The 26,242-nt window shown below is 70.1% G+C and carries 17 protein-coding genes and 2 pseudogenes; 10 read left to right on the top strand and 9 right to left on the bottom strand.

Annotated elements, in window-relative coordinates; translation table 11 throughout:
- The first annotated feature begins 201 nt into the window (after positions 1-201).
- Complete coding sequence (locus MOV08_RS41450; RefSeq protein ID WP_275311360.1) at positions 202-7,824, top strand: LamG-like jellyroll fold domain-containing protein; 7,623 nt, start codon at positions 202-204, stop codon at positions 7,822-7,824.
- A gap of 248 nt (positions 7,825-8,072) precedes the next feature.
- Here the strand turns inward: MOV08_RS41450 and MOV08_RS41445 are convergent.
- Positions 8,073-8,192, bottom strand: a pseudogene (locus MOV08_RS41445) (FAD-dependent monooxygenase); the annotation flags it as partial.
- A 213-nt stretch (positions 8,193-8,405) separates the two neighbouring features.
- On the opposite strand from MOV08_RS41445, the gene MOV08_RS41440 reads away from it, so the two are divergent.
- Positions 8,406-9,392 carry an LLM class flavin-dependent oxidoreductase gene (locus tag MOV08_RS41440; RefSeq protein ID WP_275311359.1) on the top strand — a complete coding sequence of 329 codons (987 nt, stop codon included), beginning with the start codon at positions 8,406-8,408 and terminating at the stop codon, positions 9,390-9,392.
- Positions 9,368-9,781 (top strand): alpha-hydroxy-acid oxidizing protein, encoded by a 414-nt coding sequence (locus MOV08_RS41435; RefSeq protein WP_338057435.1) that lies wholly within the window; start codon positions 9,368-9,370, stop codon positions 9,779-9,781. The genes MOV08_RS41440 and MOV08_RS41435 overlap by 25 nt, the downstream gene beginning before the upstream one ends.
- 259 nt (positions 9,782-10,040) lie before the next feature.
- Here MOV08_RS41435 and MOV08_RS41430 read toward each other — a convergent pair whose 3' ends face one another.
- Entirely contained in the window at positions 10,041-12,260 is a 2,220-nt protein-coding gene (locus tag MOV08_RS41430) for an HAD-IIB family hydrolase (RefSeq protein ID WP_275311358.1), read from the bottom strand.
- A gap of 699 nt (positions 12,261-12,959) precedes the next feature.
- On the opposite strand from MOV08_RS41430, the gene MOV08_RS41425 reads away from it, so the two are divergent.
- The 4 genes from MOV08_RS41425 (at position 12,960) to MOV08_RS41410 (ending at position 17,788) form a co-directional block, all read left to right on the top strand.
- On the top strand, positions 12,960-13,949 hold the full coding sequence (locus tag MOV08_RS41425) for a terpene synthase family protein (RefSeq protein ID WP_275311357.1): 990 nt from the start codon (positions 12,960-12,962) through the stop codon (positions 13,947-13,949).
- 454 nt (positions 13,950-14,403) lie between these two features.
- Positions 14,404-15,534 carry a 2OG-Fe(II) oxygenase family protein gene (locus MOV08_RS41420; RefSeq protein WP_275311356.1) on the top strand — a complete coding sequence of 377 codons (1,131 nt, stop codon included), beginning with the start codon at positions 14,404-14,406 and terminating at the stop codon, positions 15,532-15,534.
- Positions 15,535-15,878: 344 nt separating this feature from the next.
- Positions 15,879-16,802, top strand: a complete 924-nt coding sequence (locus tag MOV08_RS41415) for a hypothetical protein (RefSeq protein WP_275311355.1) — start codon at positions 15,879-15,881, stop codon at positions 16,800-16,802.
- Positions 16,803-17,236: 434 nt separating this feature from the next.
- On the top strand, positions 17,237-17,788 hold the full coding sequence (locus tag MOV08_RS41410) for a CHAP domain-containing protein (protein ID WP_159030985.1): 552 nt from the start codon (positions 17,237-17,239) through the stop codon (positions 17,786-17,788).
- A 72-nt stretch (positions 17,789-17,860) separates the two neighbouring features.
- Here MOV08_RS41410 and MOV08_RS41405 read toward each other — a convergent pair.
- A pseudogene (locus MOV08_RS41405) lies at positions 17,861-18,319 on the bottom strand (class I SAM-dependent methyltransferase); the annotation flags it as partial.
- A gap of 241 nt (positions 18,320-18,560) precedes the next feature.
- Here MOV08_RS41405 and MOV08_RS41400 point away from each other — a divergent pair.
- Positions 18,561-19,865: a L,D-transpeptidase gene (locus MOV08_RS41400; RefSeq protein ID WP_275311354.1), complete on the top strand. Its 1,305-nt coding sequence runs from the start codon at positions 18,561-18,563 to the stop codon at positions 19,863-19,865.
- 57 nt (positions 19,866-19,922) lie between these two features.
- On the opposite strand, the gene MOV08_RS41395 is transcribed toward MOV08_RS41400, so the two are convergent.
- From MOV08_RS41395 to MOV08_RS41370, 6 genes are all read right to left on the bottom strand, one after another.
- On the bottom strand, positions 19,923-20,249 hold the full coding sequence (locus MOV08_RS41395) for a DUF1048 domain-containing protein (RefSeq protein WP_039639416.1): 327 nt from the start codon (positions 20,247-20,249) through the stop codon (positions 19,923-19,925).
- A gap of 1 nt (position 20,250) precedes the next feature.
- Positions 20,251-20,607, bottom strand: a complete 357-nt coding sequence (locus tag MOV08_RS41390) for a DUF1048 domain-containing protein (RefSeq protein WP_039639415.1) — start codon at positions 20,605-20,607, stop codon at positions 20,251-20,253.
- Positions 20,604-20,930, bottom strand: coding sequence for a PadR family transcriptional regulator (locus MOV08_RS41385; protein WP_039643057.1), 327 nt, complete (start codon positions 20,928-20,930; stop codon positions 20,604-20,606). The genes MOV08_RS41390 and MOV08_RS41385 overlap by 4 nt, the downstream gene beginning before the upstream one ends.
- A gap of 486 nt (positions 20,931-21,416) precedes the next feature.
- On the bottom strand, positions 21,417-21,743 hold the full coding sequence (locus MOV08_RS41380) for a hypothetical protein (RefSeq protein WP_275311353.1): 327 nt from the start codon (positions 21,741-21,743) through the stop codon (positions 21,417-21,419).
- On the bottom strand, positions 21,740-22,201 hold the full coding sequence (locus MOV08_RS41375) for a hypothetical protein (protein WP_275311352.1): 462 nt from the start codon (positions 22,199-22,201) through the stop codon (positions 21,740-21,742). Before MOV08_RS41375 ends, MOV08_RS41380 begins: the two co-directional genes overlap by 4 nt.
- A gap of 198 nt (positions 22,202-22,399) precedes the next feature.
- Positions 22,400-23,071, bottom strand: coding sequence for a TetR/AcrR family transcriptional regulator (locus MOV08_RS41370; RefSeq protein WP_275311351.1), 672 nt, complete (start codon positions 23,069-23,071; stop codon positions 22,400-22,402).
- A 93-nt stretch (positions 23,072-23,164) separates the two neighbouring features.
- On the opposite strand from MOV08_RS41370, the gene MOV08_RS41365 reads away from it, so the two are divergent.
- Positions 23,165-24,589: an amidase gene (locus MOV08_RS41365; protein ID WP_275311350.1), complete on the top strand. Its 1,425-nt coding sequence runs from the start codon at positions 23,165-23,167 to the stop codon at positions 24,587-24,589.
- Between the two features lie 143 nt (positions 24,590-24,732).
- Positions 24,733-25,479, top strand: coding sequence for an SOS response-associated peptidase (locus tag MOV08_RS41360; protein WP_275311349.1), 747 nt, complete (start codon positions 24,733-24,735; stop codon positions 25,477-25,479).
- The last annotated feature ends 763 nt before the right edge of the window (positions 25,480-26,242 follow it).

Here is a 26,242-nt window from a genome sequence, read left to right as displayed (position 1 = left end):
TCCGGACGGGCTCGGCCACCGGCGCACCGTCCGCCTCGCCCGCCGCAGGGGCGCTGACTCCCGGCGGTGGCGCAATACCTTCCTTGACGGTCCGGTCGCTTCGGTAAATCGTGTGATCGCTGCGCCTGCGGGGAATCGGCGCAGGTCAGCGAGGGTTTTCTCGCTGCTTCACATGATCCTTCTCTTAGGAGAGTTCTGCCCTTGTCCGGCGAACAGCACCTGCTCAAGGTCTACAGCGACCGCACTTACGTACACACCACCACCGTGCGCCACCAGGGCACCACGGTGGCCCTGGCGATGGACGACCAACGGCGCCTGGTCTACACGGTTCTCGATCTTGCGCACCACGACGAGGCCAAGGGCGAACTGGATGCCGCCTACTGGTCGGAGAACCCGCTGCCGCTGCGCTTCCCCTCCGAGATCACGGACACCGGGTTCGCCGTCGCAGGGGCCACCTCGTTACCCGTGGTGAAGAACGGCGGGCGCTTGGAGGCGGCCGCCGGCGAGCGGCTGAACGAGGAGGAAGTGGACCCCGTCCTCTCCACCACGGCGAGGCTCACGGCCGCCGCGCCCTTCCACGCCCTCTCGGACGGTACGCACATCGTCGTGCTGCGCCAGTCCATCGGCGCGGCCCACCCCGACGCCGTCCACAAGCTGGCCGGCGGCGGATCCTCCGGCGATCCGGAGCGCGGCGACTACGTCACCGACCGCGCGGGCGCCAAGGTGCCGCTGGTCGCGGACACCCTCCTGTGCGACCGGTTCCTGCTCGTCGGCGGGGAGCTCAAGCCCGTCCTGGAGGCCCGCTACCGTCGCAGCCGGCACAAGACCCGCCCGGACTCGGCCAAGGACAGTCTGGGCACGGCCGACATGGAAGGCCGCCCCTTCCACGAGCCCACACAGGAACTGTCCTTCGTCCGCAACCTGACCGGCGGGCACTTCACCGCCCTGCTCGTGCCCACCGCCGTCCACGGGCGCCAACGCTGGCAGGTCTTCGCGCACAACGACGCCACGGGCCGCATCGACTCCTTCAACGTCGAACAGGGCCACGACGGCTTGTTCAACCTCCAGGGCACCCAGGCATGGACCAGTCCGGACCCGGCCCACCAGGACGCGGTCTACGAACCGGCCCCCGGCACCTGCCCGTTCACCGGTATGCCCCTGATACCCGTCGTGAGCACCGAAGGCCATGCGGAGACCGCACTGGCGTTCGGCGAGGGCGACGCCCAGGTGCGCGTCGCCGAGGGGCCCGAGCTCGCCGGCCGTGACTTCACGGTCGAGTTCTGGGCGCGGCGCACCGCGACCGGCCGCGAGGAGTACCTCGTGGGCCACGGCGACGCCGCCGGCACCGCCCACAACTCCCTGCACATCGGCTTCCGGGCCGACGATCGCTTCGCCTTCTCCTTCTTCGCCGACGACTTCAACACCGACGTAACGGGTGACGACACCGCCTGGCACCACTGGGCCTGCGTCTTCGAGCACGCCACGCGCCGCCAGACCGTCTACCGCGACGGGGCCGAGGTCGGCACCCGTACCGCGGACGGCGCCTACGCCGGCGCCGGCCCGCTGCTGCTGGGCAAGGCCCTGTGGTTCGGCGGCGCCCGGGCGGAGTTGGACGAGGTTCGGATCTGGGACCGCGTCCGCACCCAGGACGAACTCACGCGTGACAAGAGCGTCCGCCTCATCGGCAACGATCCCGGCCTCGTCGCGTACTACCGCTTCGACGAGGGCTCGGGCACCCGGCTGCACGACCAGACCGACCACGCCCACCACGGCGAACTCCTCGGCGGCCCCCGGTGGGTGACCTCCCAGACCCCCATCGGTGACCACCCCGGTGTGCGCCGCGACAGTTTCGCCGTCGCCGGCCGGCAGACCGTCTCGGGCCTGGCAGCCGTCCTCTACCACCAGCAGGAGGAGACCACCACGGGCTACGACCGGGAGCCCCGGCCCGCCAAGCGTCAGGCCCGGGTCCTACTGTCGTACGCCACCTCCGGCCCCGACCCGAGGACCGGTGCGGAGACGGGCGAGTCGTACCTGGCGACGATCGACCTCGGCGTGGGGCGCGACGGACGACTCGCCCAGATCCCCGACGAGCTGGCGCTGCCGGTGCTCGCCGCGCCGGACGGCAGCGCCGACGTCGAGACCATCAGCGAACTGGACGGCCGGATCCGGCAGTTGGTCCAGGACATCGCGGCCAAGGAGAGCGAGGTCGCCGACCTTGCCCGGCGGACCTCCGACGTGCCGGAACTGGAGCGCCTGCGCGAGGGGTACTACGCCAGGTGGCAGGACATCGGCGGCTGGACGTGCCGGCTCCGCTTCAAGAACACCCGGGACGGACAGCCGCAGTACCTCGCCGTGCGGGACGACGGTGCCGGGAGCGAACCGCCGCTCATCAGGACCTCCGACAAGGACGCGAAGTCGGCGCTGTGGGCCGTCTTGGTTCCCCCGGGGGCCTCCTGGAGCGGCCCCACGCCTTACCACCTGCACAATCCGCACACCGGCAAGGACATGAACGTCGCCGGTGAGCGCCAGGACAACGACGCGCCCCTGATCGTGTGGCCGCGGAACACCACCGCCTGGAACACCCACTTCCACATAGACGAGCGGAGCGACGGCTGCAGCACCGTCGTCAACCGACACAGCAAGAAGGCGGTGTGCGCGCCCGACCGGCTCGGCGACCGCGTCGTCCAGTACGACCTCGCCCCGGTCACCGAGTCCGGCGAGGGGCTGATCGCCTTCGAGCGGGTCGCCCTCCACGAGTTCGGGCACTCCGACATCCGCGACGCGGGCAGGCGCGTGGAGGCGCTCGACGCCCAGCTCGCCGAACTGCGGCCCCAGCACGAGCTGCTGGAGCGGCGCCGCCGCGAGATCGCGGTGCACCAGGCGGAGCTGACGGCCGCGCGCGACGAGCTCGCCCGGCTCACCGGAGGTCTCAAGGGCGACGACGACATCGCGCTGCCCATGCCCCAGCTCTCCCTCGACCGCACCGGCCTGAGCTCGTCCGGCGCGCTGCTGGCCTTCGCCCGCTCGGCCGACCGGCCGTATCTGCTGGACAGCGCCACCGGCAACGTCGTGCTCTACTTCCGCGGCGCCAGCGGGCAGTTCTTCGCCACCTATTACGACACCACGGTCGTGCGCGCCTCCCGCCGGCTGATGACGGGCGACGGGCAGGGAGTCACCTTCACCGCCCGCGACTCGGGCACCGGTCTGGACTCGGTGACGATCCGGGTCACGGCAGGTGACGGTCCCGGCCTGTGCGACATGGCCATCGAGCGGGGTGCGGAGCGCGAGACCTGGCGGGGGCTGCCGCGCCGGGCCGCCGACTTCGCCGCGATCGTCAACGGGACCCCGGAGGAGCCCGTCACGGTCGGCGTGGTCAAGTCGTTCGACGCGACCACAAGACTCCTGTCGGGCGGCCGGGCCGGCGACGTCGCCGGGGGCGTCCTCCGGCTCGCCGAACCCCTCTCCGTCACCGTGCCCGCCCGTACGCCCGTCACGGTCGGCGGCCACCTCTACCTCACGGAGGCCGAGTACCCGCCCGGCGCCACGTCGCTCCGGCTGGACGCCGGTGAGGGCGGCCCCGAGCCGCAGCCGGGCGAGTCCGTACAGCGGCTGCGCTACGACGACCGCCGCGCCTCCTCCAACCGCCCCGGCGTACCGCTCTCCGTGGGCTCCCGGCTGGTGCTGGCCGACCCGGGCACGGCGCGGGAGGTCCCACTGGGCGAGGTCTCGGACCTCGTCGCCGGACACGGCTGCCGCTGGCGCGCGGACAAGCCCGGCCGGGCGTACTCCTTCGACGGCCGGGAGAACGTCCTCACCCTGCCGCAGGAGCACCTGGAGCGGATCACGGCGAGCGGTGACCTGACCCTGGAGGCGTGGGTCAACCCCGAGGAGGTGTCCGGGGCGGCCAGGATCGTCCACGCCGGCACCGGTGAGGTCCCGTACACGCTGGGCCTGCTCGCTCCGTCCGCCACCGCCGTGCCCGCCCTGGCCTTCGACGGCAAGAGCGGCGTCGCGCTGACCGAGAACGGCTTCAGCCTCGCCGGCCAGTCCTTCACCGTGGAGTTCTGGGCGCGCCGCACGACGAAGTGGGACGGCAAGGCCCAGTACGTCATCGGTCACGGGACGTCACACGGCAGCACGCGGAACGCCCTGCACATCGGTCTCACCGAGACCAGCGCCTTCAGGTTCGGGTTCTACGGCGACGACGTCACCACCAACTACGGCAACGACGACACCGACTGGCACCACTGGGCCTGCGCGTTCGACGCGCCGACCCGGGAACAGGTGATCTTCAAGGACGGCGTCGAGGAAGCCCGGCGCGTCGCGTCGGGCACCTACCAGGGAGACGGCCTCTTCAGCTTCGGCAGCTCCTTCGCCGGCTGGGTGCCCGACTACGCCGCGGTCGAGATGGACGAGGTCAGGCTCTGGGGCACCGCCCGCACCCTGGCCGAGGTCCGGGACCTGAAGAACCGGCGGCTGACCGGCCAGGAGGCCGGGCTCGCCGGCTACTGGCCCTGCGGCGATCCGCTCGCCCAGGTGGGTGGCAAGCCCGGTGTCCTGGACCGTTCCGGGCACGACCGGCACGTCCACCTGCGCGGCGGCGTCACCACCACGACCGCGCCCGCCGCCATCGACCGGGCAGCGGACACGGCGTACCGGATCGTCGCGGGGGCCGGCGACCAACTGGTGGCCAGCCGCGCCACCTTCGCCCCGCACGAATGGGCCCATCTCGCCGCCGCCCACGAGCAGTCCTGGGCCGTCGAGTTGGCCGACGGCGGGTACGTGGAGGCGCCCGACAACGACGCGCTCGACATCGCCGACGACCTCACCCTGGAGGTCTTCTGCCGCGTCGACGCCCTCGGCACCACGCAGGGCCTGCTGTCCAAGGGCCGCGCGGCCGACGGCGCCGGCGGCAGCGTTCCGTACCGGCTGCTGGTGCTGCCCGACGGCAGGCTGGAGTTCGGCTTCGAGGAACCCGACGGCAAGCTGGTGCGGTTCACCTCCTCCGAGGCCGTGCGGGCCGGGGCGTTCCACCGGCTCGCCGTCGTCCGCAAGAGCGGGCGGTCGATGCAGGAACGCAAGGGCACGAAGGAGATCACCGCGGCCGGCCCCGACGGCAAGCCCGTCAAGCAGAACATCGAGCTGGTGGAGTCGGTCGACGTCCAGGAGTGGCAGGACGTCCGCTTCTTCATCGACGGCGGCGAAGCCGGCACCGCCCGGTACGAGGGCCCCGGCGCCAGGGGCAACGCCGGCACCCTCGACATCGGCCGGGCCCTCGACGGCCTGGAGACCCACGCCCTGACCGGCATCGTCTCCGAGGCCCGGGTGTGGGGCACCGCGCGGGACGCGGCCCGGCTCGGCACGCCGGTCTCGGCGCGCGATCGCGGTATGACCGCGCACTGGCGCTTCGAGGAGAACGCGGGCAACACCGCCGCCGACGCCACCGGTTCGCACACCGCCCGGCTGCGCGGCGCCCGCTGGACCCGCAACCCGGACCCGCGCGGCAGCCTCTTGCGCCTGTACCGCAACGGCGTCTCGGTGGCCTGCGACCCGCTGGCGAACACGGACTTCGCCGGCTACGGAGACCGCGCGTTCACCCTGGGCGCACGGCTCGCGGAGGACCGGGTGACCCAGCCGTTCCACGGCGTCCTGGAGGAGGTCCGCATCTGGCGCACGGCCCGCACCCAGGAGCAGGTCCTCGACAACCTCTTCACCCGGCTCCGGGGCGAGAAGGAGGACCTGCTCGCCTCCTGGTCGTTCGACCGCGCCTCCACCGACGAGGGTGCCGGGCTCGTCCAGGACGAGGGGCTGCGCGGCAACCATCTGACGCTGCCCGAGGCCCCGCGCCGCCCGGCGGCCGTGCTGTCCACCGCGCCCGTCTCCAGCGACACGGCGCAGGTCCGTTCGGCTCTCGCCGCGATGCGCACGCCGTTCCACGAGACGATCTCCGGCGCTCCGGCCGTCGGTGAGTACGCCGACATGCAGTACTCGGCCAAGGGCGAGGCGTTCGGCGTCCTCAAGCGCGCGTACGGCTACCTGCGCGACGGCCGCTGGCATCTGGTCACCGGCTACAAGGTGGGCGACCTGGTCAGCGAGTGGGTCAGCCAGGTGCAGTTCGACCCGCAGCTGATCGGCTACGTCGAGGGCGCGCCGCCCGTACCGTCGGAGAACCTCACCCCGAACACGATCGATCCCGAGCGCGCGACGTACGACAGTGTCTCCTCGGTGAAGTTCACCGAGGCCGAGGAGGTCGTGCACTCGCTGTCGTCGGCCAAGGAGCGCAGCGTGGACGCCGCCTTCTCCTTCGCCCTGTCCAACGAGGTCGACGTCGACATGTGGATGATCACCGCCCCACTGGGGTTCGGCGTCGCCAAGTCGATGGCGAAGGCCAAGGTGTCCGCGGGCGTGCGCGGCAGCCTGGAGTTCTCCCACACCTGGGCCGACGAGACCGCGGTCTCGCAGGGTCAGAACACCACCCGCGCCATGCAGGTCGACCTCGCGGGCAGCTGGGAGGATCCCCTGAAGCCGCTCAACGCGGCACTGGGCCGGCGCTACGTCCCCGTCAACACCGGCTTCGCCGTCGTCCAGTCCCAGACGGCCGACGTGTTCGCGCTGCGCCTCGCGCACAGCGGCGCCCTGGTCGCCTACCGCATCCAGCCCAACCCCGACATCCCCAAGGACTGGAACGTCGTCCCGTTCCCCCTCAACCCGCGCTACACCAAGCAGGGCACCCTGGACGGTGCCGTCGGCTACGACGAACGCGGCAAGGTCCTCGACCCGGACTACGCAGGCGCCCGGGAGCACGGCGAGTACAGCTACTACAAGCCGCGCGAGGCATACGCGATCAAGCGCCGCATCCAGCGGGAACAGCAGCGCCTGCGGGGCTACTACGAGACCGTCTCCACCGAGCCCCACACCCCCGACGCCACCGCCGAACGGGCCGGCCGGGTGCTCGGCGGCGCGATCGGCGGCGATGCTTCACCAGCCCCGGCGCAGGACGCGGCCGGCGGCCGCACCGGTGAGGGCTTCTCCCGCCGCGACCTGATCAACACCTATGTGTGGACGGCCGACGGCGGCTTCTTCGCCGAGACCACCGAGACCGCCGACGCCGTCAGCGAGACGACCTCCGGCTCGTACTCGCTGTCCGGCTCGGTGGGCGCCTCCGTCGGCACGTCCTTCGACGTCATGGGCGTGGGGATCAGCGCCCAGCTCGACGCGTCGCTCGGGGGCGGCATGACCGCCACCCGGGCCCGCGGCAGGCAGGCCACCCGCTCCTTCGGGCTGGACGTCACCTGCGCGCCGTCGGGCAACCTCCAGAAGTACGACGCCGGTCGCAAGCCCGTCTACGACAGCGACGGCAACCCGGTCAACGCCCCCGGCAAGGTCGACGCCTACCGGTTCCTCAGCTTCTACCTCGGCGAGGACACCGAGCACTTCGACACCTTCTTCCACAAGGTCGTCGACCCGAAGTGGCTGGAGAGCACCGCCGACCCCAACGCCGCGGCCCTGCGCCAGGCCCGTCAGTCGGACCGCAAGCCGCCGTGCTGGCGGGTGATGCACCGCGTCACCTTCGTCAGCCGGCTCCTGCCGCCCGTACCGCCCGCCGGCGCCCCGCCGCTGGAGCGCACCATGCGGGAGCTCGACGTGGAGAGCAACTACGAACTCATCCGCCGTCTCGACCCGTACGTCAAGGCCGCGGCCACCGGTCGCGACGAGCTCGCCGAGGCCGTGCGCACCGCCCTGTCCGCGCACCTGCCCGAGCTGCTGCCGCACGCGGAGGAGGTGACCGGGTTCCTCGCGCAGTACTACGGCGTGGAGGGCTGACGCCCAAGTAACCGCGCGGTGCCGGGGCGGGGACTGTCACGCCCGCCCCGGCACCGGTCGGGCACGCGCGCTCACCCGGCAACAGGGGAACCGCACAGCAGCACCTTCCGGGACGGGCAGCGGCGGGACGGCGTGCGCTACCGCGTGTTCCGCGACGCGTTCCCCACCGGCCGGGAAGCGTCGGTCGCGGCGTCGAGCGGCGCGCCGGCCCAACGGTGCAGGGCGGCTTCGAGGCCGGCGACGGCGGCAGCGTCGGTGGTGTCGGAGACCCAGGCACCCAGGGGACGACGCTCGGCGTCGTAGGTGTCGAGCAGCCCTTCGGGTGCCCATCCGGCGACCACGGCGCCGAGCTGCCAACCGAGTTTCATCGGCATTCGCGCAGGAAGCACCCCACCGAGCCCTACGGAAGCGCACGCTGACGGTACGTCGATTGGCTGCTGCGCTCGGGGAAGAGGAATCCGCTGCCGTCGTCATCGAGGATCCCGCCCTCTTCGCAGTGCCACGCCCCACAAACCGACCTGCGCGGTGCGCAGCACGCACCTCCAACCCCTCACCGAACAGTCGTTCCCTATGCTGACGGCATGATCGATGTACCGCTTTCAGCGCTGGAAGTCGCAATGGTCCAGTCCGGCACCCGAGCCGTGGACACCCTGCGCGACACCGCCGCCTTCGCACAGGGACTGGACCGGCTGGACTACCACCGGATCTGGTACGCCGAGCACCACCACTCCCCCGCCATCGGCGCATTCCCGCCCGTCGTGTTGATCGCGCACGCCGCCGCATCGACCTCGACCATCCGGCTCGGTTCGGGCGGAGTACTGGCACCCAACCACGCACCCCTCACCCTCGCGGAACAGTTCGGCACACTGGCCGCCTTGCACCCGGACCGCATCGACCTGGGAGTGGGCCGCGGCCCCGGCACGTTCGACGATGCCACGGCACGGGCGCTGCGCCGCGGAGCCGGCCCGACGACGGATGCGGAGTACCACGACGACGTGGCCGCGATCCTGTCGTTCCTGGTCGACGAAGTCGCCCTCGGCCCGCTGCCGGAACCCTGGCTGCTGGCCTCCAGCACCGCGGGCGCGGCCCTCGCCGCGGAACTCGGCCTGCCGATCGCCGTCGCACACCACATCAGGCCGCAGAACACCCAGGCAGTGCTGGAACGCTACCGGGCCGATTTCACCCCGTCCCGGTGGTGCGCACAGCCCCGAGTGCTGCTGTGCGTGGAGACGGTGTGCGCCGAGACGGAGGAGGAGGCGGCGTGGCACATCGGGCCGATGAGCGTCGTCAAGGCAGGGCTCCTCAAGGGCATGAGCGAGATCCCCTTCCCCACTCCTGAGGAGGCGACCGCCCACCCCTTCACGGAACAGGAGCGACAGGCCCTGGCCGGCTTCCGCGCCCAGCAGGCCATCGGGACGCCCGAGAGCGTCGTGGGCCGGCTGGCCCAGCTGGCCGGTGAGACCGGAGCAGACGAACTCATGCTGACCACACCCGTCTACGACCTCCGCCACCGTCTCCGCTCCTTTGAGCTCATCAGGCAGCACTGCGAGCCCACGGCCACGCGGTAGCCCGGCCAAGTGTAGACAGCAGCTCGGCGCCCCTGGCGGACTCCGGCCCATGGTGGGTGCAGGCGTACGTGCTGCGCGACAGACAGCTGACCGTGGAACTGCTGGACCGTGCGCGGCAGGCCGGGGCCAAAGCCGTCGTCCTGACCGCGGACACCCCCGTCGTCGGGCAGAAATACCGCACCGGCCCGAGCGTATGGGAGACCGTCCCGCCGGAACACCTCCTGGCCAACGTCGACCAACAAGGAGTGGGAGAAGCGCAGTTGGAGAAGGCGGCCGACCTGACTCCGCAACGGCTGCTCACCGAGCTCACCGCGGAGCTGGCCCAAGCCATGGCCCTGGCAGGCACACCGGATATCCCCTCCCTCACCCGCGACCTCGTCTCCGGTTGAGCACCAACGTCCCGCCGCACGAACCTCGTGAAACATGGCCGGCCCCCCGGCACCCTTTGATTGTGAACCTACGGAAAGGGGTGGGGTGTTGGAGCTATCGAGCACCCCGCCCTTCCCCTTCCTCCATCCTCCTGCCCCGACCGTGGCCCCTGCCCCTGCCTGCCCCTGCCTCGGAGGCGTGCGTGGGCGTCTCCCGGCGGACGTCGACCGGTCGGCCGGACGACCAGCAGCAGAGGCCAGCGCGCCGGAAGCCGGACCGCTATCCGGATGCTTCCTGGTGGGGCCCGCGTGCTCGTTGGATGCCGGCGATGATGCTACGGGCCCAGGCAGCGGGCGACGGAGTGGTGAGCAGGGCGGCGAGGCCCGCGGTGTGTGCCTCGCGCTGGGCGGGAGTCATGTCCAGGGCCTGGCTCAGGGCGTCGACCAGGTCCTGTGGGCTGTGCGGGTCGGTGAGCAGGGCGGCTGCGCCGAAGTGTTCGGCGGCCCCGGCCTCTCGGGACAGGACGAGTGCGCCCGAACGTCCGGTGGCGGCCTTGGCGACGATGTACTCCTGCGCGGTGAGGTTCATACCGTCGGCGAGCGAGGTCACCCAGAACACGTCGGCCGCCAGGTAGTGGTCGACGACCTCGGGAAACGGCAGGGAGCAGGGGTGGTAGTCGATCGGGGACCAACCGCGCGCAGTGAAGCGGGCGTTAAGCGTGTCGATGGCGTCTTCGAGCTCGGCGCGGGTGGCGTCGTAGGCGTGGATGCCCGGCTCCGGCGGCGGGCAGATCAGGCGGAAGCGGAGTCGGCCGCGTAGATCGGGGCGCGCTTCGAGGAGCGTGGCGATGGCGCGGATCTTCTGGACCGGGGCCTTGGCGTAGTCGAGGCGTTCGACGGACAGGACCAGCAGGGTGTCGTCGTCGCAGGCGGGACGGGGCGAGCGGGAAAGGGCCAGGGTGGCGACGCCCTGGCGATCGATTCCCAGGGGGTGGACGCCGGTGCGCGGCGGGTGGGTGGCGTCGGCGAGGAGGTCCTGGAAGTGGCGAGCGGAGGAGGTGGTGTGGAAGCCGGCCCAGTCCAGTTGGGCGAGGGAGGAGCGCAGCTGTTCGGCGACCGGGAGCTGCCGGAAGACGTCCGGGTGGGGGAAGGGCGTGTGGTGGAACAGGCCGATGTGCAGGTCGGGCCGTTGGGACCGGAGGATGCCCGGGACCAGCCAGAGGTTGTAGTCGTGCAACCAGACCGTCCCTCCGTGTTCCGCGTGCGTACTGAGGTGGCGGGCGAAGTCCTCGTTGAACGCCTCGTAGTCGGCCCACTGGGACGTCGTGTGGCGGATGAGGTGCGGTTGGGACATCAGCGCGGGCCACAGCGTTTCCTTGCACGCGCCGTGGAAGTAACCCGCCCACCGTCGGGTCGGCACCGGCAGGAACGCCATGGGAAGGTGGGTGGGGGGTTCAGGTGCGCCGGTGGGGACACCGGACGGGTCGCCGGTGGGGACACTGGCCGATTCGTCGGCCGATTCGCCCGTTGGGATGCCGGCCGGGACGCCTGCTGGATCGTCCTGGACGAGGGCGGCGGCCCAGATCGCGGCGGAGGCGTGTGGGCTGCCGTCGGCGAGGGCGGAGGTCAGGGTCGGGAGGATTCCGTTGGGGCTCATGGGCCGGTGCCACTGGCCGCGGGTCCAGTGCAGCGGCGGGCGGTGATACCCGATGACCACCGGTGCAAAGTCCCGTACCCACCCGAGGCGTTCCAGGGCGGAGAGGATCGCGGCGGCGCCATGGAGCTCGGTCCGGTACACGCGGTCGGTCGTGGGTACTTGTGCGGACAGCCCCGGCTCGGCGTTGCCGACGACCACTCCGTGGGTGCCGAGGCCGAACATCGAGAGGTCGTTGAGGGAGTCTCCGGCCACCAGGATCCGGGTGGTGGGCCACTGGAGTTTGCGGGCCAGCTGGCGGACTGCCGGACCCTTGCCTGCCTGGGGCGGAAGGACGTCGAGGTAGCGACCGTCGGAGTATGTCCACGAGCAGCCCAACTCCTCGACGGCCGCCGTGAGATGTTGGGTGAGGTGTTGCGGGGGCAGGTAGTACGAGCAGCGGCCTTCCTGAGCCACGCCGTCTTGGTAGGTGAGCTGCGGGAACCGGCGGGCGAGGGCCGCGCGGACCCGGTCGTGGCCCGGCCAGCCCGCACGGAGCTGGGCTTCCAGGACGTCGACGTGGCTCATGTCGGTGGCATCGACGACGCTCGCCCCGACGTCCGCGATGATCCACCGGGGCGGCGGAACGAGCTGATCGCGGTGGAGCAGGGCCTGGACGGACGACAGTCCGCGGCCGGTCGCGAAGACGACCGTGATCTCCGGGTGACGCTCCAACGCCCGGCGTAATCGACGCCGGCCGTCCTCGTCGCCTCCCAGCAGGGTGCCGTCCAGGTCGGTCACCAACACCTTGACGTTGGTGTGCGCCGGCTGCACACCGGCGTCGGCACGGCTCGCTCTTTCGGCCATGGGCCCCTCTCGTCATCGATGTGCTCAATGTCGGTCGGCCGTCGGGCCCAGGGTCTGTCCGACCCTGGCCCATCGGACAGACCCTAGCCGCTAAGCATGCCCGGCAGGAGGGCCGGTTCGTCACCCCATCGCGGGCGACGGACGCCGTCTCGCCCCTGCCCACGCCGCCGCCCGCGGCCCCTTCCCTGCAACGCGGGAAAGCGCCAGGGCTGCCCGGTGGGACCCGCCGACCTGAGGTGGCCGCCGTCGCTCGGGAGAGGCAGGGGTGGGTCCTCGACTGCGCCCGACTCGCGTGATCGACCACGGACGGCAAACCACCGCCCAATCTGTTGCGCCGGCGCCGACGTTGCCCGGTGCGGGCGCCGACGCCTGCGCCGTTTGCCTCACCCGGCAGTCGTACGCCCCCCGAACAGGCTTGTCGCACCGGGACACGGCAAGTTGAGTGGTCCATACACCATCACTGGCCTCGTCGGGCGTTCCCAAGGGCGCGCCTTCCCTACAGTCACGCTGTCGCGACGGAATCGCCTTCCGCCGCCACCAGGCACCGGACCCCGTGGAAGCGCACCGCCCGCCCATCTCAGTCGGCGGGCCGGCTTCATCTGCTCACCCCAAGCCCGCGGGGCCCATGCACTGTCGTCGGCCGACAGCGCAGTCCCGACCGCCTCGCTCGGGTGCTCCCCGTCCGGAAGAAGCAACACCATGCCGCAGGACACCGTGTTCGTCCTCCCGTTTTCGCCGCGCGTCAGCCCCGACGTCGAAGCGGCACGGCACCGCAGCCTTGCCTGGTGCCGCCGCCAGAACCTGGTGACCCACCCCGTCGACGAGCGGCGCTTCCTCCGCTGGGACATCGCCGGGCTGATGGCCACCTGGTGCCCCGGGGCGAGTCGGGACCAGCTGGACCTGACGGTGGACGCAGTCGTGGTGGCCACCTTCCTGGACGATCACATCGACAGCCCCCTGGCCGATCAGCCGGACCAAGTCGACGTCGTCTGCCGCGACTTCACCGCTGTCATCGCCTCCGAAGGCTCCTCCCCGCCGCACGCCGGTCCGCTGGTCACGGCGTTCGCGGAGGTGTGGCGCCGCCTGGCCCACGGCGCCACACCAGGTTGGCTGGAGCGCACCGGGCAGCACTGGCAGTGGTATCTCGACGCCTACCCGCAGGAGGCCGACAACCGTGCGCACCGCCGCATCCCGACCCGGGCCGAGCACTTCGCCCTGCGCCGCAGGTCGGGCTTTGTCTACGCCATGTTGGACCTCAGTCAGAAGGCATACGGCTTCGAACTCCCCCACCGCCTCTACGCCCATCCTGTGGTGCGCCGAATGCTGGACATCACCGCGGACGTCGTGGACACCCTCAACGACGTGCACTCCCTGGAGAAGGAGGAGTCCCGCGGCGATCTCCACAACCTGGCGCTCGTCATCGAGCACGAACAGGGCTGTGACCGCCGCACCAGCATCCGGGAGATCCAACGGATGATCACGTCCTGGTGCGAGGAGTTCCGCACCCTGGAGCGCCGACTGACCGCCCCCGGGGCGGGGCAGGACGCCGACGTCGCAAGCCGGATGGCCGATGCGATGCGCTCCGCCATGAGCGGCTACCTGCACTGGAGCCGGACCTGCGCACGGTACTCGCGGCTGGTTCCCCCGGGCGAGTCGGCCCTCGCCACCGATCTCCTCAAGGAGCACTGACCATGGTCCGGCTCATGACGCTCCGACCGCACCTGCCACGACGACGGGCCCTGGTGGTCGGAGCAGGCATCGCCGGCCTGCTCACCGCACGCGTGCTGGCCGACACGTTCGCCGAGGTGGAGATTCTCGAACAGGACGTGCTCCCCACGACGCCCCTCCAGCGCCCCGGCGTAACGCAGGGCCACCACGTGCACGGACTGACCGCACGCGGGGCGGCCACCCCGCACCCCATAACGACGCAAGTCACGAACCAGCACCAACGAAGGACTGCGCGTCAAGTCCGCAAGCTCCGACCGGAGTCCGACAGCCGCCTCACCAAGGACGATCGCGCCGAGAATGAGCTCCAGCATCAGGCGGTCGTACGCGTCGCCCATGCTCCGATAACGCCGGGGATCGGACTCCGCCACGGCCAACGCGATCCTCCTCCCGCCTCCAGACACGGAGGCAAAGGACCATGTCCTCGAACGTGCCGGCCACCACCACCGCCGCCGCTCCGTCGATCCACCGCCGGGCGCTGATCACCTGGCTGGCCGCCTACCCCACCATCACGCTCGCCCTCGGGCTGCTCGGCCCGCTCACCGCCCACCTGCCGCTGCTGCTGCGGACGCTGACCCTGACCCTGACCCTGACCCTGACCCTGACCCTGACCGCGATCGTCGTCCCCATAGCCGCCTATGCCCTCATCCCCGCACTGATGAAGGCCAACGCGCCTCTCACCCGGCGCCACACCCGCCAACCCGGCCGCCAACCACTATCCGATCGGGCCGCCCACCACCCGCCCGATCGGTCGCGTTTCCTCCCGGTCGACGAGGTCCTCGGGCACGCCATGCCTGTCCGCCCTCGCACTCGGCGTCGACGAGAATTTCTTCAAGGGCAAGTTCGACCACCACGGCTCGTCCGTCGCCGCCAACTCTCTCCCCCCCCCGCAGGTCGATCCCCACTCCCCAGCCAACTGCGCCGCGGCGCGCACACCGACTTCGGTAGCCTGGCCATCCTCTACCCAGAAGACGACCGCGGCGGCCTCCAAGTCCGCCAGGGGAAGGACGACTGGCGTGACGTCCCCGTCATCCCCGGCAGCTTCGTCGTCAACATCGGCGACCTCATGGCCCTCTGGACCGGCGGACGCCGGGTCTCCACCATGCGCCGCGTCATCAACCCCGAAGGCGGCGACACCTCCTCCCGAGTCACCATCCCCTTTCTTCTGCCCGCCCCACCACAACGCCACGATCGAGCCACTGCGGCCGTGCACGGAATCGCTCGCCGGCAGCACACAGTTCGGCATCAGCGTGATTGCCGGTCATGGGATGTCACGCCAGCTCCAGAAGCCGCTCTCCGGCACGACATAGCGAACGGGAGGCGTCCCGTCCCCTTGCTGGTCCCTGCTGGTTCGCCGCCGATGCGCTTCGCCGAGAAGCACGTCGGCCGGCGGATCGGCCAAGGCCCGTCAGAGCAGCCCGCATCCGGTCCGAGTCCGATCGATCGAGGGCTTCCAGCCTCGCAACGCAACGTGATCGACGACAGAGGGCGGCGACGACGGATAGCGGCCACAAGAGCGGGTGGTTGCGCCTGGTCGCATCGTCGATAATGCCCAGACGCTGCATGAACGTCGAGGATCGCAAGTCAGCCCGAAGACGCAACTTCCCTATCAAAATGCGCCATTTCATTAACTTGCGGGAACCCTGTGCTGCAGCATCGACTCCTCACCCGTAGAGACGCACACCCGTGCGTCCGGCACGAAGTGGGGGCAATATGACACGTAAGGCGCAACGGTCCGTGAGAGCGCGGAAGGCGACCGCCGGCTCCGCAGCGGCGGTGGTCGGCGGACTGGCCCTGCTGATCGCGGCCGCGGCACCTGGGCAAGCGGCCACCGCGGCGGCGCCTGCGGGGGCACGGTCCGCGCCGAGCTGCGGTGCCGCCGCAACGGCGCCCATGGCTGCGGCAACGCGGACGAACGCCGCAGTGGGGGCGGAGACGGCTCCAGGCACGGGCCCGACCGGCAGTCCGGCCCCGGCCGTCACCGGAGATGCGGCCCAGCAGCTCGCCTACAACCTCGCTCCGGAGGCGCCGATCGGCCTCTGGGCGTCCTCGAACCTCACCCTGCGCACCCCGGTCTCCAAGGGCACTGTCCGTCTGGACGTCACCACGCAAGGCTTCATCGCGGCTTCTCTTCTGATGCAGCGTTATGACGAGAAGAGCCACCGCTGGGTCGATCTGGACGTCCAACCCACCGGCACCGAACAGCCGGACAAGGGGGCGTTCTCGTTCCCCCTCTCGGTGGCAGCAAGCCCCGACCACCCCGCCACGGTGGCTCTCCGGGTCCAGGCCATCGACCGTCCCGGCCGTCTGGCCGTGACCGCTTCGGTCAACGACGGCCACGGCCACACCTACCGCGCCCCGACGCGCAACACCGTCGTCGACCGGCCCACCACCACGGTCACGGGCTGGCCGCGCGGTGCCAGCCTGGTGCGTGGCGGTGCGGCGAAGGAGTTCGAGCTCACGGTCAAGAACACCACCAAGCGAGCCTACCCGGCACTCAACGCCGAGTACTTCGCCTACGGTCAGAGCGACGGCCGCGCCCTGACCCCCAAGGACCTGGTGCTGCAGCAGTACGTGCCCGGCCAGGGGTGGCAGCGCGTCTCGCTGGTGCCCGGCGGCTGCGACCCAGGCATGGGCGCCGAGCTGATCCCGACCGCGAAGAAGCCGCTGGCACCCGGCGCCACCGCCGTGTACCGGATGCGTGTGGCCGTCGCGGGAGACGCTCCCCTGGTCAACGTGGAAGCGGGTGTGTCGGTGGGTGCCGGCAACACGTCGTTCTACTACCAGAACCTGCCGTTCAAGATTCGCGCCAAGTAGCACCTGACGAGCACCTCGCTCACCCACGGGGAGTCGAAGGAAAGAGAGGCCCGGCGCCTCTTCGCCTCCGACTCCCCGTCGGCGTGTGTGGCAGACATCAGATGCGTACCCACCAATGTCCGTGGAAGGGCCCGCAGCCGACGAGGACCACTGGAGTGTCACCAAGCTGACCAACGACCCGCGGAATTCGGATAGTTCGGTCAGCGGCAGCTCCCGCACTCGCATCTGCCTCTCTCTCCCCCCCCCCCGGGCCTTTCACGACGATTCCATCGAGCCTTTCTACCGTCCTTCCTGACGTCTTCGCGGTGCGCAATGCCTGAGACGCGCGCTCTGCCTTCGGGCTGCCTGGCCGGCAGCCGAGCAGTGGCGCCGGCTCACCGCGGACACGTGCCAATCCGGCTGAGACAGAGAGGCAAGTCATGACATTCCGGAAGGTGCGGAATCCCCTCGTCAAGGGCATGGTGGTTGCAGCCCTGGCAGTACCGTCCCTGATGCTGGCCGCAGGCCCGGCATCGGCCACAACCGACGACATCGTCACGGTCGCGAACGCGAATCTCGACCATCATGCCTGTGACGCGAACAGCACCGGCGCACAGGGGTACAACTCCAGCTGCACCGGCGCAGGAGGCTCGCCGGAGAACTGGTGCGCCGACTTCGCGTCCTGGGTCTGGGCGCAGGCGGGCTTCAACGTCAACGGACTGACGCCGGCAGCCGGCAGCTTCGGACAGTACGGTGCAGGACTGCACCCGGATCCCCATGTCGGTGACGCAGTCGTCTTCAACTACAACGGCAACGGGTACGCCGATCACGTTGCCATCGTCACGGCGGTCAACCCCGACGGGACCATCGAGAGCATAGGCGGCAACGAGGTCACCAACGACCCTGCGTCCTCCTCCGTCCACCACGACGGCCCATACAGCGGTGCGGTGGGCGACAGCTCGTACTGGAACATGGCGATCAGCGGCTACGTGTCTCCGGCCAACTAGCCCCCGACAACTCGTGACGGTTCGCCAGTCCGCCCGGCGAACCGTTGCGGTGTGTGGCGCCGACCGGCCGTTTCAGAACGACTGCGGTGTGCGGCTTGGCCTACGCGACACCCGCAGTTCCGTGAGGTAGCGCTTGGTGACCCGGCCTCCGTACCGCGCGTCGATCAGTGCGGCGATGCACCCCAGCAGCCCTTCCCTCGCCGCTGGAGGCAGCGCTCGGTGGCCCGAGTAGGTCCGCAGCACCTCCAGATATTCCCCCGTGGTGTACGTCAGATCCCACGCGTATCGCCGGGAGACGGCCGGTCCGAACCGGCCACTGTCTGCGACCTCGTCCGTGTAGTCAGAGGTGTCGACGTCGTCTGCTGCCGGAAGCCGCAGTCCCGGAGGGGTGGCCGGGTCGAAGCGCTCGTAGCAGTCCTGGACCTCGACGAAGAACTCCTCGCTGCCGCCCGCCACATGGTGTGTGGCGATGACCGCGAGGGCGCCGCCAGGCCGCAACGCATCGGCGGCCTTGGCCAGCCGCACCGCCGGGCCATCTGCGCGTTGGCCCGGCCCGCCCTGGTCTGCAACAACTGACCGGGCCACCGCATCCTCCTGATCTTCCAGTCGGTGTTCCACCGCGGTCGCAAGGGTGAGAGGAACGGTTCCAGAGCGAAGAACCTCGTGGGCGGGGCGCTGGCCCCGAGTCGTAAGAGACCGGTTTAGAAGCTCTCCCTACGGTTGGCCACAGACATCGCATAGCCAGTCCTGGCCGCCGTCCTCCCCGCCCTGTATGGAGCTGCTCGTGACACCTTCCGACAACCCCGCGCCTGCTCGGTTGCGTACGCTGCGCCGTCGGCTGCCCCTGCCGGTGGGGCAGCCGCAGCCTGGTGCACCGCTCCGCGCCCGGCAGAAGCGCGGCCTACTCACCACCTCGGCGCTGATCGCAATGGGCGCGATGGCCTTGTCCGGGTGCGGCGGGAGCGGCGGGGCGGGCGGCGACGAAGGGGCCAAGGACACGTCCGGCATCAAGTTCAAGGTCTCGGCGCAGGACGGCGCCGTCGACGCCGGTCTCAGCACCGGTGTGAGAGTCAGTGGCGGCAGGCTGACCGACGTGCGGCTGGTCCAGGTGGACAACGGCGCCACAGTCAAGGGAGCGATAGCCGCCGACGGCACCTCCTGGAAGCCGTCGGCCCAGCTGGCGCGCGGCACCAAGTACAAGCTGGTCGCCAACGCCAAGGACGACAAAGGCCGGACGGCCACCGAGAACGCCACGTTCACCACGGTCTCCGCCAAGCACAGCTTCACCGCCTCCTACACCCCCGACGACGGCAAGACCGTCGGCGTCGGCATGCCGGTGTCCTTCAACTTCGACAAGTCGATCGCCGACAGGAAGAACGTCCAGTCCCACATCACGGTGACCTCCAGCAGCGGCCAGCAGGTCGTCGGGCACTGGTTCGGTGCTCAGCGCCTGGACTTCCGTCCCCAGGAGTACTGGAAGGCCGGCTCCAAGGTCACGATGAAGATCGACCTGGAGGGTGTGAAGGGCGGCGGCAACCTCACCGGCGTGCAGTCCAGGACGGTGACCTTCACCATCGGCCGGTCCCAAGTCTCCACCGTCGACATGCACACCCAGACCATGACGGTGGTTCGGGACGGCAAGGCGATCAAGTCCGTGCCGATCTCCGGTGGCAGCCCGAAGAACCCGACCTACAACGGTCAGATGGTGATCTCGGAGAAGCTCGCGCAGACCCGGATGGACGGCTCGACCGTCGGCTTCAGCAACCCTGGGGACTCCTACGACATTCCGGATGTGCCGCACGCGATGCGGCTGTCGGCCTCGGGCACCTTCCTGCACGGCAACTACTGGGGAAATCCGTCGGTCTTCGGTCGTACCGGCACCAGCCACGGTTGCGTCGGCTTGCGGGACAACAAGGGCGGCGGGGGTGAGACCCCGGGCAAGTGGTTCTTCGACCAGTCACTCGTCGGCGACGTTGTCGTCGTCAAGAACTCGCCCGAGCAGACCGTCAAACCGGAGAACGGCCTCAACGGATGGAACCTGTCCTGGTCCGACTGGCAGGCCGGCAGCGCACTGTGACCGGTGTCCACCCCCTATGTTCTGCAGGTCGGTCCTCCTCCGTTCCGCAGGTCGGTCCTACTTCCCGGCCGTGCCGGGTTTCCGGCTGATGGACTCCTGATAGATGTCCGCGTAGGTGCGGGAGTCCTTGACCAGGTCGTCGCAGAAGGCAGCGACATCGTTGCCGATGAGTTCCAGGACCCCCTTGTCAGCCGCGACGCCCTCCTCGAAGAAGTCGACAATCCCTGAGAGTAGGGGCCCGTCGGGCAAGTCGACCGGTCCGACCTTGAAGAAGTACTTCTGAATCTCCTTGTAGGCGATTTGATAATCCGGCGGGAGCGCCTTGACCCGCGCCATGTGCGCTCGCCACTGCTTCTTGCCCTCAAGGATTTCTTGGATGCCCACGTCAGCCTCCTAGCTGGCCCAGTTTCCTTGCGACGTTCCGGTTCAACTGCTCGCGCCACCGGTCGCGATAGCTGCGAGCCCCTTCTCCGCCGGCCAGCGCCGCACAGAAGCCCTGGACGTCGTCGCCCAGCACCTCTTGAATGCTCTGCCCATCCGCCGCTGTTTCCTCGAGCAGCCCCAGGGCGCCGTCGAGAATCGGCATCAGGTTGCGACCGGTGAAGTCCGAGTAGGGGGAGAGGTGAACCTTGATCTGTCCCCACGCCGCCCGGTGGTCGGGCGGCAACGCCTCGGCCCGGGCCTCAAACGCCTTCCATTCTCTGGTGAGGTCGCTGCCGGTAATGGTCTCCCAGAAATTCATTTCCCGCCCTCCTTGAGCTTGTCGATTCGTGAGGAGAGGTACTCCCACTTCGCCCAGAACCTCCCGAGTTCTTCGCGCCCCGCATCGTTGAGCGCATAGAACTTGCGCGGCGGACCCACCCCGGATGGTCGTTTCGTCACCTGAACGAGCCCGTTCTTCTCCAGCCGCAGCAAGATGGTGTAGACCGTCCCCTCGACGACGTCGGCGAAGCCGAGTTCATTCAGCCGACGCGTGATGGCGTATCCGTAGGTCTCCTCGCTGTCGATGATGTGAAGCACGCAGCCCTCAAGCGTGCCCTTCAACATCTCCGTCAGGTCGTCTATCGCGGGCCTCCTCTTCGAACCGCCCAGTACTGCGCAGCACCGAGTACCGCTATACGGTATCACGGAGTAGCCCGCCGAGGAGTTCTTCTCACGCCACGCTCCCTCGACCTGTTGCCGCCCCGCCTGGCCGACATCGTCACCCGCTGCCTGGATCACGATCCCGCGAGCCGCCCGAAGCCCGCTGAGGTCATCGCCCGGCTCGCCGACCACCACCACCCGTCTGGCGAGGACCGGCTGCCACCGCTCGTGCCCACGCTGATCGATCTGCACAAACACCGCACGACGCAACAAGTTGACTATCCATCAGGATCAGCCAGAGTCAGCCCGACCCGGCCTTCAACACTGGCCCTCGCCGGAGATGCCGGAGGAAAGGCGAGGAGGCTTCTCGTCGCAGGGCAAGTCGAGCGCTCTCATCGATGTTCGTTCGGCGTCAGGGACGGCCGACGCCATCGGTGACGCCGAAGGGCAATGCTCCGCTGTGGCGGGTCACTTCGGGCGGGGCACGGTGAAGTACTTGTACGCGGAGGAGCCGTAGCCACCGACGCTGAAGGTCATGACGGTGCCGTACCGGGCCCGCGCGGTCGCCACGGCCATCGGGGTCATCGGGTCCTCCGGAGTGATCGAGCAACGCCGGTAGATCCCGCCGGAGCCGGCCGGTGGGCATGGGGCGGGCTCCTCGACGCGGTTCGGCAGCGGTGCATCCGGCCGGTCCCAGTCGATCCGGAGGCCGGGGGCTTCGAGGGTCGGCGCGGGCATCGGCCCGCCCTCCGGGTAGCGACCGCGATGACGGTGGTAGTCCAGCGCATAGTTCACGGTGCCGACCGCGTATGGCGCGTCCCGCCGCTCGCCGTCCTGCGGCCCCCAGTTCGCGATCCCGGCGGCGCGGATCCGAGGCAACACGTCGGTGATGTCCCCCGGACACCGAAGTAGGCGACGGCCCCCATGTCACACGTGAGGGCATACGGCGACGGGTTGTTCTCGAAGATCGAGCCGTTGTAGGGCCTGGCGCAGCAGTCGGTGAAGCGCGTGAACACGTGCTCCAGACCCTCGACGGCGGTGAGGCGCTCAATCAGGGCGCGTATCTTCCGCTCCTCCTCCGCCCGGCGGGATTGCGCTGCGGGCGCCGTGGCCTGCGCCCGCAGCTTCCTCTTCGACGGCCGGCGGGAACACACTGTCGTCAGCCCCACCAGCGCGAACGCCAGCAGCAGTCCGCTCGCCTGAGTCCACCGGCGGCGGACTCGGCGCCACCAGGCCACCACGGTCTCCTTCATCCCAGAACCTCCGCCCCTACCTTTCGGGTCGGCAGGGCCACACGCATGAGTACGCGTACTCAGCTTTCACCGCTGGCGTCGCTGGCGTCGCTGACGTCGCGGTCACCGCCTGCTGTTGGTGGATCCTCGCCGCGTCCCGGGCGGAACGCGCCCGCCGCTACGGACGCCGAGGTCATCACCCCAGAGGGGACCTCGGTGCTAGACGGGATCTGACGGCGGGTTCTGCCCCTTGGCCTCCGGGGCCGGCTGCTGTGCGAGTGCGGTCCAGGAGCGCAGAAGCAGGTCGAAGGCGTCCACGACGACGTCGCCCGGGATGCCGTCGGGGGTCAGCAGGCGCTGGATGAGCAGGCCGTCCTCCAGGGCGTGGACGATCAGGGCGAGGAACGCGGGGTCCGCGGGCGCTTGGACGCCGTGGGAGGCGAACGCCTGCTCCAGACCGGTGGCGTGGGCGTTGCGGGCGAGCAGTTCGCGTTCGGCCAGCAGCGGACGCAGCTCGTCGTTCCGCAGGGCGTGCAGGACGAGTTCCATGCGCAGGGCGAGCCATTGGGGCAGGTGCTCGGCGCGGTCGCGGTTCCAGGCCCGGAGCCTGTCGAGGGCGTCGGTGAGGGAGGTGGCGTCCTCGGTGAGAGCGCGTACTTCCTCGACTTCGTGGTGTGTGCGGTTCTGGAGCAGTTCGGCGACGAGGGCGTTCTTGTCCTCGAAGTTCCCGTAGAAGGCGCCGCGGGTGTAGCCGGCGCGCTCGGCGATCTGCTCGACGGAGGTGCCGTTGACACCGCGTTCGGTGAACAGCTCGGCGGCGGCGGCCACCAGGCGGCCGCGGGTCTGCTGCCGGCTCTCTTCGCGGGTCAGGCGCTTGCGTTGGGGTGTCACGCAGGCATCTTACGACGCCCCGGGGTTGCGATATTCAATTCCGTATCCAGATACAGATCTGTATCTTTGCTGCTCGAAACGAAGGGAGGCCCGATGGGGGCGAACGAACTGTGGTCGCTGGGGGCGTCGGAACTGGCGAAGCTGGTGGCGTCCGGAGAGGTGTCCGCGACGGAGGCCGTGGCGGCACATCTGGAGCGGATCGCCACGGTGAACCCGCAGGTGAACGCGGTGACCCGACTGCTGGCGGAAAGTGCCCGACAGGCGGCGCTGGAGACCGACCGGCGGCGGGCCGCCGGTGAGCAGCTCGGCCCGTTGGCCGGAGTGCCGTTCACGGTGAAGGAGAACATCCACGTCGCCGGATCGGCGACCACACACGGCGTGCCGTACTTCCGCGACTGGGTCGCGCAGGCGGACGCGCCCCCGGTGCGACGGCTGCGCGCGGCCGGGGCGATTCCGATCGGACGCACCAACATGCCCGACCTGGCGCTTGCGGGACTGCACACGGTCAGCCAACTGTTCGGGGACACCGTCAACCCGTGGGACCCGCAACGCACTCCCGGCGGCACCAGCGGCGGCGACGCGGTCGCGGTGGCGACCGGCATGGCGGCGCTGGGCCTGGGCAACGACTCCGGCGGGTCGGTGCGCAACCCGGCGACGTTCAACGGTGTCGCGGGGCTCAAACCGAGCTACGGGCGGTTCCCGGCCGACCACCGGATGAGCGACCAGGAGCCGGTCCTGGGCCACCAACTCTTCCCCGTGGACGGGCCGCTGGCCCGGACCGTGGCGGACCTGCGGGCGGCCTACGAGGTGCTCGCCGGGACGGACCCGCAGGACCCGCGGGCCGTTCCGGCCCCGCTGTACGGGCCGCGGCCCAACGCACCGGTGCGGGTCGGCGTGGTGACCGACCCCGGCGGCCGGGGTGACGTCCACCCGGACGTGCGCGCGGCGATCGAGGCGGCGGCAGCAGCCCTGGAAGACGCCGGCCACCCCGTCGAGGAGGTGGAGGTGCCGCGGCTGCAGGACGCCCTCGACGGCTACGACACGCTGCTGCGGGCCGAGTTCTCCCTGGCCTGGCCCATGCTCAGGCGGCTGCTCACCGACGACAGCGCCCGCCACATCGAGCTGGACGCCCAACGCCACCCGGCCGTCGGGCTGGAGGAGTACCTCCGGCAGACCGGCGTGCGCCTCGGCGTCCAGCGTGCCTGGGCCCACCTCTTCGAGCGCTGCCCCCTGCTGATCGGGCCGGTGTCCACACAGCCGATTCCGGAGCCGGTGGTGCCCCGGACGCTGGAGGAGCGCGATGCGACCTTCGCGCCGATGCGGTTGGTGACCGCGTCGACGTATGTGGGGGTGCCGGCCGTGGCCGTACCCACCGGGGTCGCGTCCGGGCTGCCGCAGGGCGTCCAGATCATGGCAGGGATGTATCGCGAGGACCTCTGTCTGGACGCAGCTCAGCGGATCGAGGAGCGCCTCGGCGTCCTCACCCCGCTCGATCCGCGCGGGCACCGAGTCCCCTGAGGCGCCTACGCTGAGGCGCCTCCACCGCCGGGCCACCCGGCCTCCCGCCCAGGTGGCCCGGCGGTGGAGTGCCGTGCCGGGACGGCCGCCACGGCCGCATCCCTTACCGCTGCCGGTCGCCGGGCCATGGCATCGTGGACGCCATGTGCGGTCGATTCGTAGCCACCCGCAGCCCTCAGGACCTGGTCGGCCTGTTCCAGGTCACCCAGTGGGATCCTTCGGACCTCGTCGCGCCGAGTTGGAACGTCGCACCGACCGACGACGTATGGACCGTGCTGGAACGCCTGGACCGCGGCACGGGAGCGGTGGAACGGCAGTTGCGTGCGCTGCGCTGGGGTCTGGTGCCGTCATGGGCGAAGAGCCTGGGCGTGGGCGCGAAGATGATCAATGCGCGGGTGGAGACGGTGCATGAGAAGCCCGCCTACCGCCGGGCGTTCGCCAAGCGACGTTGTCTGCTGCCCGCCGACGGCTTCTACGAGTGGCAGGCGCTCCCGGCCGGCGGGGGAGCTACGGCGAAGCCCCGGAAGCAGCCGTACTTCATCACCCCCGAGGACGGGCAAGTGATGGCACTGGCGGGCCTGTACGAGTTCTGGCGCGATCCCGGTGTGGCATCGGACGACGATCCGGCGGCGTGGCGGACCACCTGCACCATCATCACCACCGAGGCCACCGACGCAGCGGGCCGCATCCATCCCCGCATGCCGTTGGCGATCGCGCCGGATCACTACGACGAGTGGCTGGACCCCGCACACCACGACAATGACGAACTCCTGGCGTTGCTGACCACGCCCGCGCACGGAGACCTCGACGCCCGGGCCGTCAACACCGCGGTCAACAACGTCCGCAACAACGGCCCCCACCTGCTCGACCCCCCGCTCCCCCAGGACTGACCAGGTCACGTCGCCGCTGCCGCACGGTGGTGCAGCCCTTCACTCCACTTCGGGCACCTTCCCGATCCCCTGTTCCCCGCCCGGGATCGACGGGGCCGTAAAGGGCCCGTAGCGGGGCCGCGGCGGCTTCACCGCGGCCCCCCGTTCAGCTACTCGGAGTCGACATCGCCCCGCTCGGCACGGTGGGTGCCCGTGCCTTCCCTTTGCTGGTTGTCGTCCGGCTCGTCTTCCTGCATTCCGCTGTGCCGTCCACAACTCATCGCACGATCCCCATGCGACGTAGCGGATGGTCGACCGGCATCTCGTACTCGCCCTCGAACCGCCTCATGACATTGCCACAGCAGAGCCACCACACGCCGGCGGGCACATTCCCCGACGCCTGGTTGAGTTGCATCGGCTGCTCGCAGGTGGGACAGGCAGGAGTCATCATTGCCCCCTCGGGTCTGTGTCGTTCAGGACGGCATGCGCGTTCTCGGATCGGGTATCGCATGGCGACGGCCGCCCCTCGTCGCGGCCCGTTTCACCTTGCGCGGTTTTCGCTGGCCGCACACCGAACAGCGCCCCTCGACCACTCCGATGAGCTGCGCCTGCGCACCGTACTGAAACCGGTCACTGACCACACCGGTGCAGCCGTCGGTGCTGCACGGCGCACAGCCCACCAACTCGGCGAGCGGGGCGTGCCCGACCGCGACGCTCCGCTTACAGTCCAGGCACGGCAACGGATAGAGACCGTCGGGTGGGCTCTTGATGTAGGGCACAGCGT

It is taken from the genome of Streptomyces yunnanensis, from assembly GCF_029011865.1.
GTDB lineage: Bacteria > Actinomycetota > Actinomycetes > Streptomycetales > Streptomycetaceae > Streptomyces > Streptomyces yunnanensis.
This window is presented reverse-complemented; position numbering and strand designations above follow the sequence as displayed.

What these genes read in the sequence shown, in the direction of transcription:
- MOV08_RS41440 (WP_275311359.1), top strand. Translation starts at nt 8,406, where the DNA reads ATGATCGATGTACCGCTTTCAGCGCTGGAAGTCGCAATGGTCCAGTCC.
- MOV08_RS41430 (WP_275311358.1), bottom strand. Translation starts at nt 12,260, where the DNA reads ATGGCCGAAAGAGCGAGCCGTGCCGACGCCGGTGTGCAGCCGGCGCAC.
- MOV08_RS41425 (WP_275311357.1), top strand. Translation starts at nt 12,960, where the DNA reads ATGCCGCAGGACACCGTGTTCGTCCTCCCGTTTTCGCCGCGCGTCAGC.
- MOV08_RS41420 (WP_275311356.1), top strand. Translation starts at nt 14,404, where the DNA reads ATGTCCTCGAACGTGCCGGCCACCACCACCGCCGCCGCTCCGTCGATC.
- MOV08_RS41415 (WP_275311355.1), top strand. Translation starts at nt 15,879, where the DNA reads ATGGCTGCGGCAACGCGGACGAACGCCGCAGTGGGGGCGGAGACGGCT.
- MOV08_RS41400 (WP_275311354.1), top strand. Translation starts at nt 18,561, where the DNA reads ATGGAGCTGCTCGTGACACCTTCCGACAACCCCGCGCCTGCTCGGTTG.
- MOV08_RS41390 (WP_039639415.1), bottom strand. Translation starts at nt 20,607, where the DNA reads ATGAATTTCTGGGAGACCATTACCGGCAGCGACCTCACCAGAGAATGG.
- MOV08_RS41375 (WP_275311352.1), bottom strand. Translation starts at nt 22,201, where the DNA reads ATGAAGGAGACCGTGGTGGCCTGGTGGCGCCGAGTCCGCCGCCGGTGG.
- MOV08_RS41365 (WP_275311350.1), top strand. Translation starts at nt 23,165, where the DNA reads ATGGGGGCGAACGAACTGTGGTCGCTGGGGGCGTCGGAACTGGCGAAG.
- MOV08_RS41360 (WP_275311349.1), top strand. Translation starts at nt 24,733, where the DNA reads ATGTGCGGTCGATTCGTAGCCACCCGCAGCCCTCAGGACCTGGTCGGC.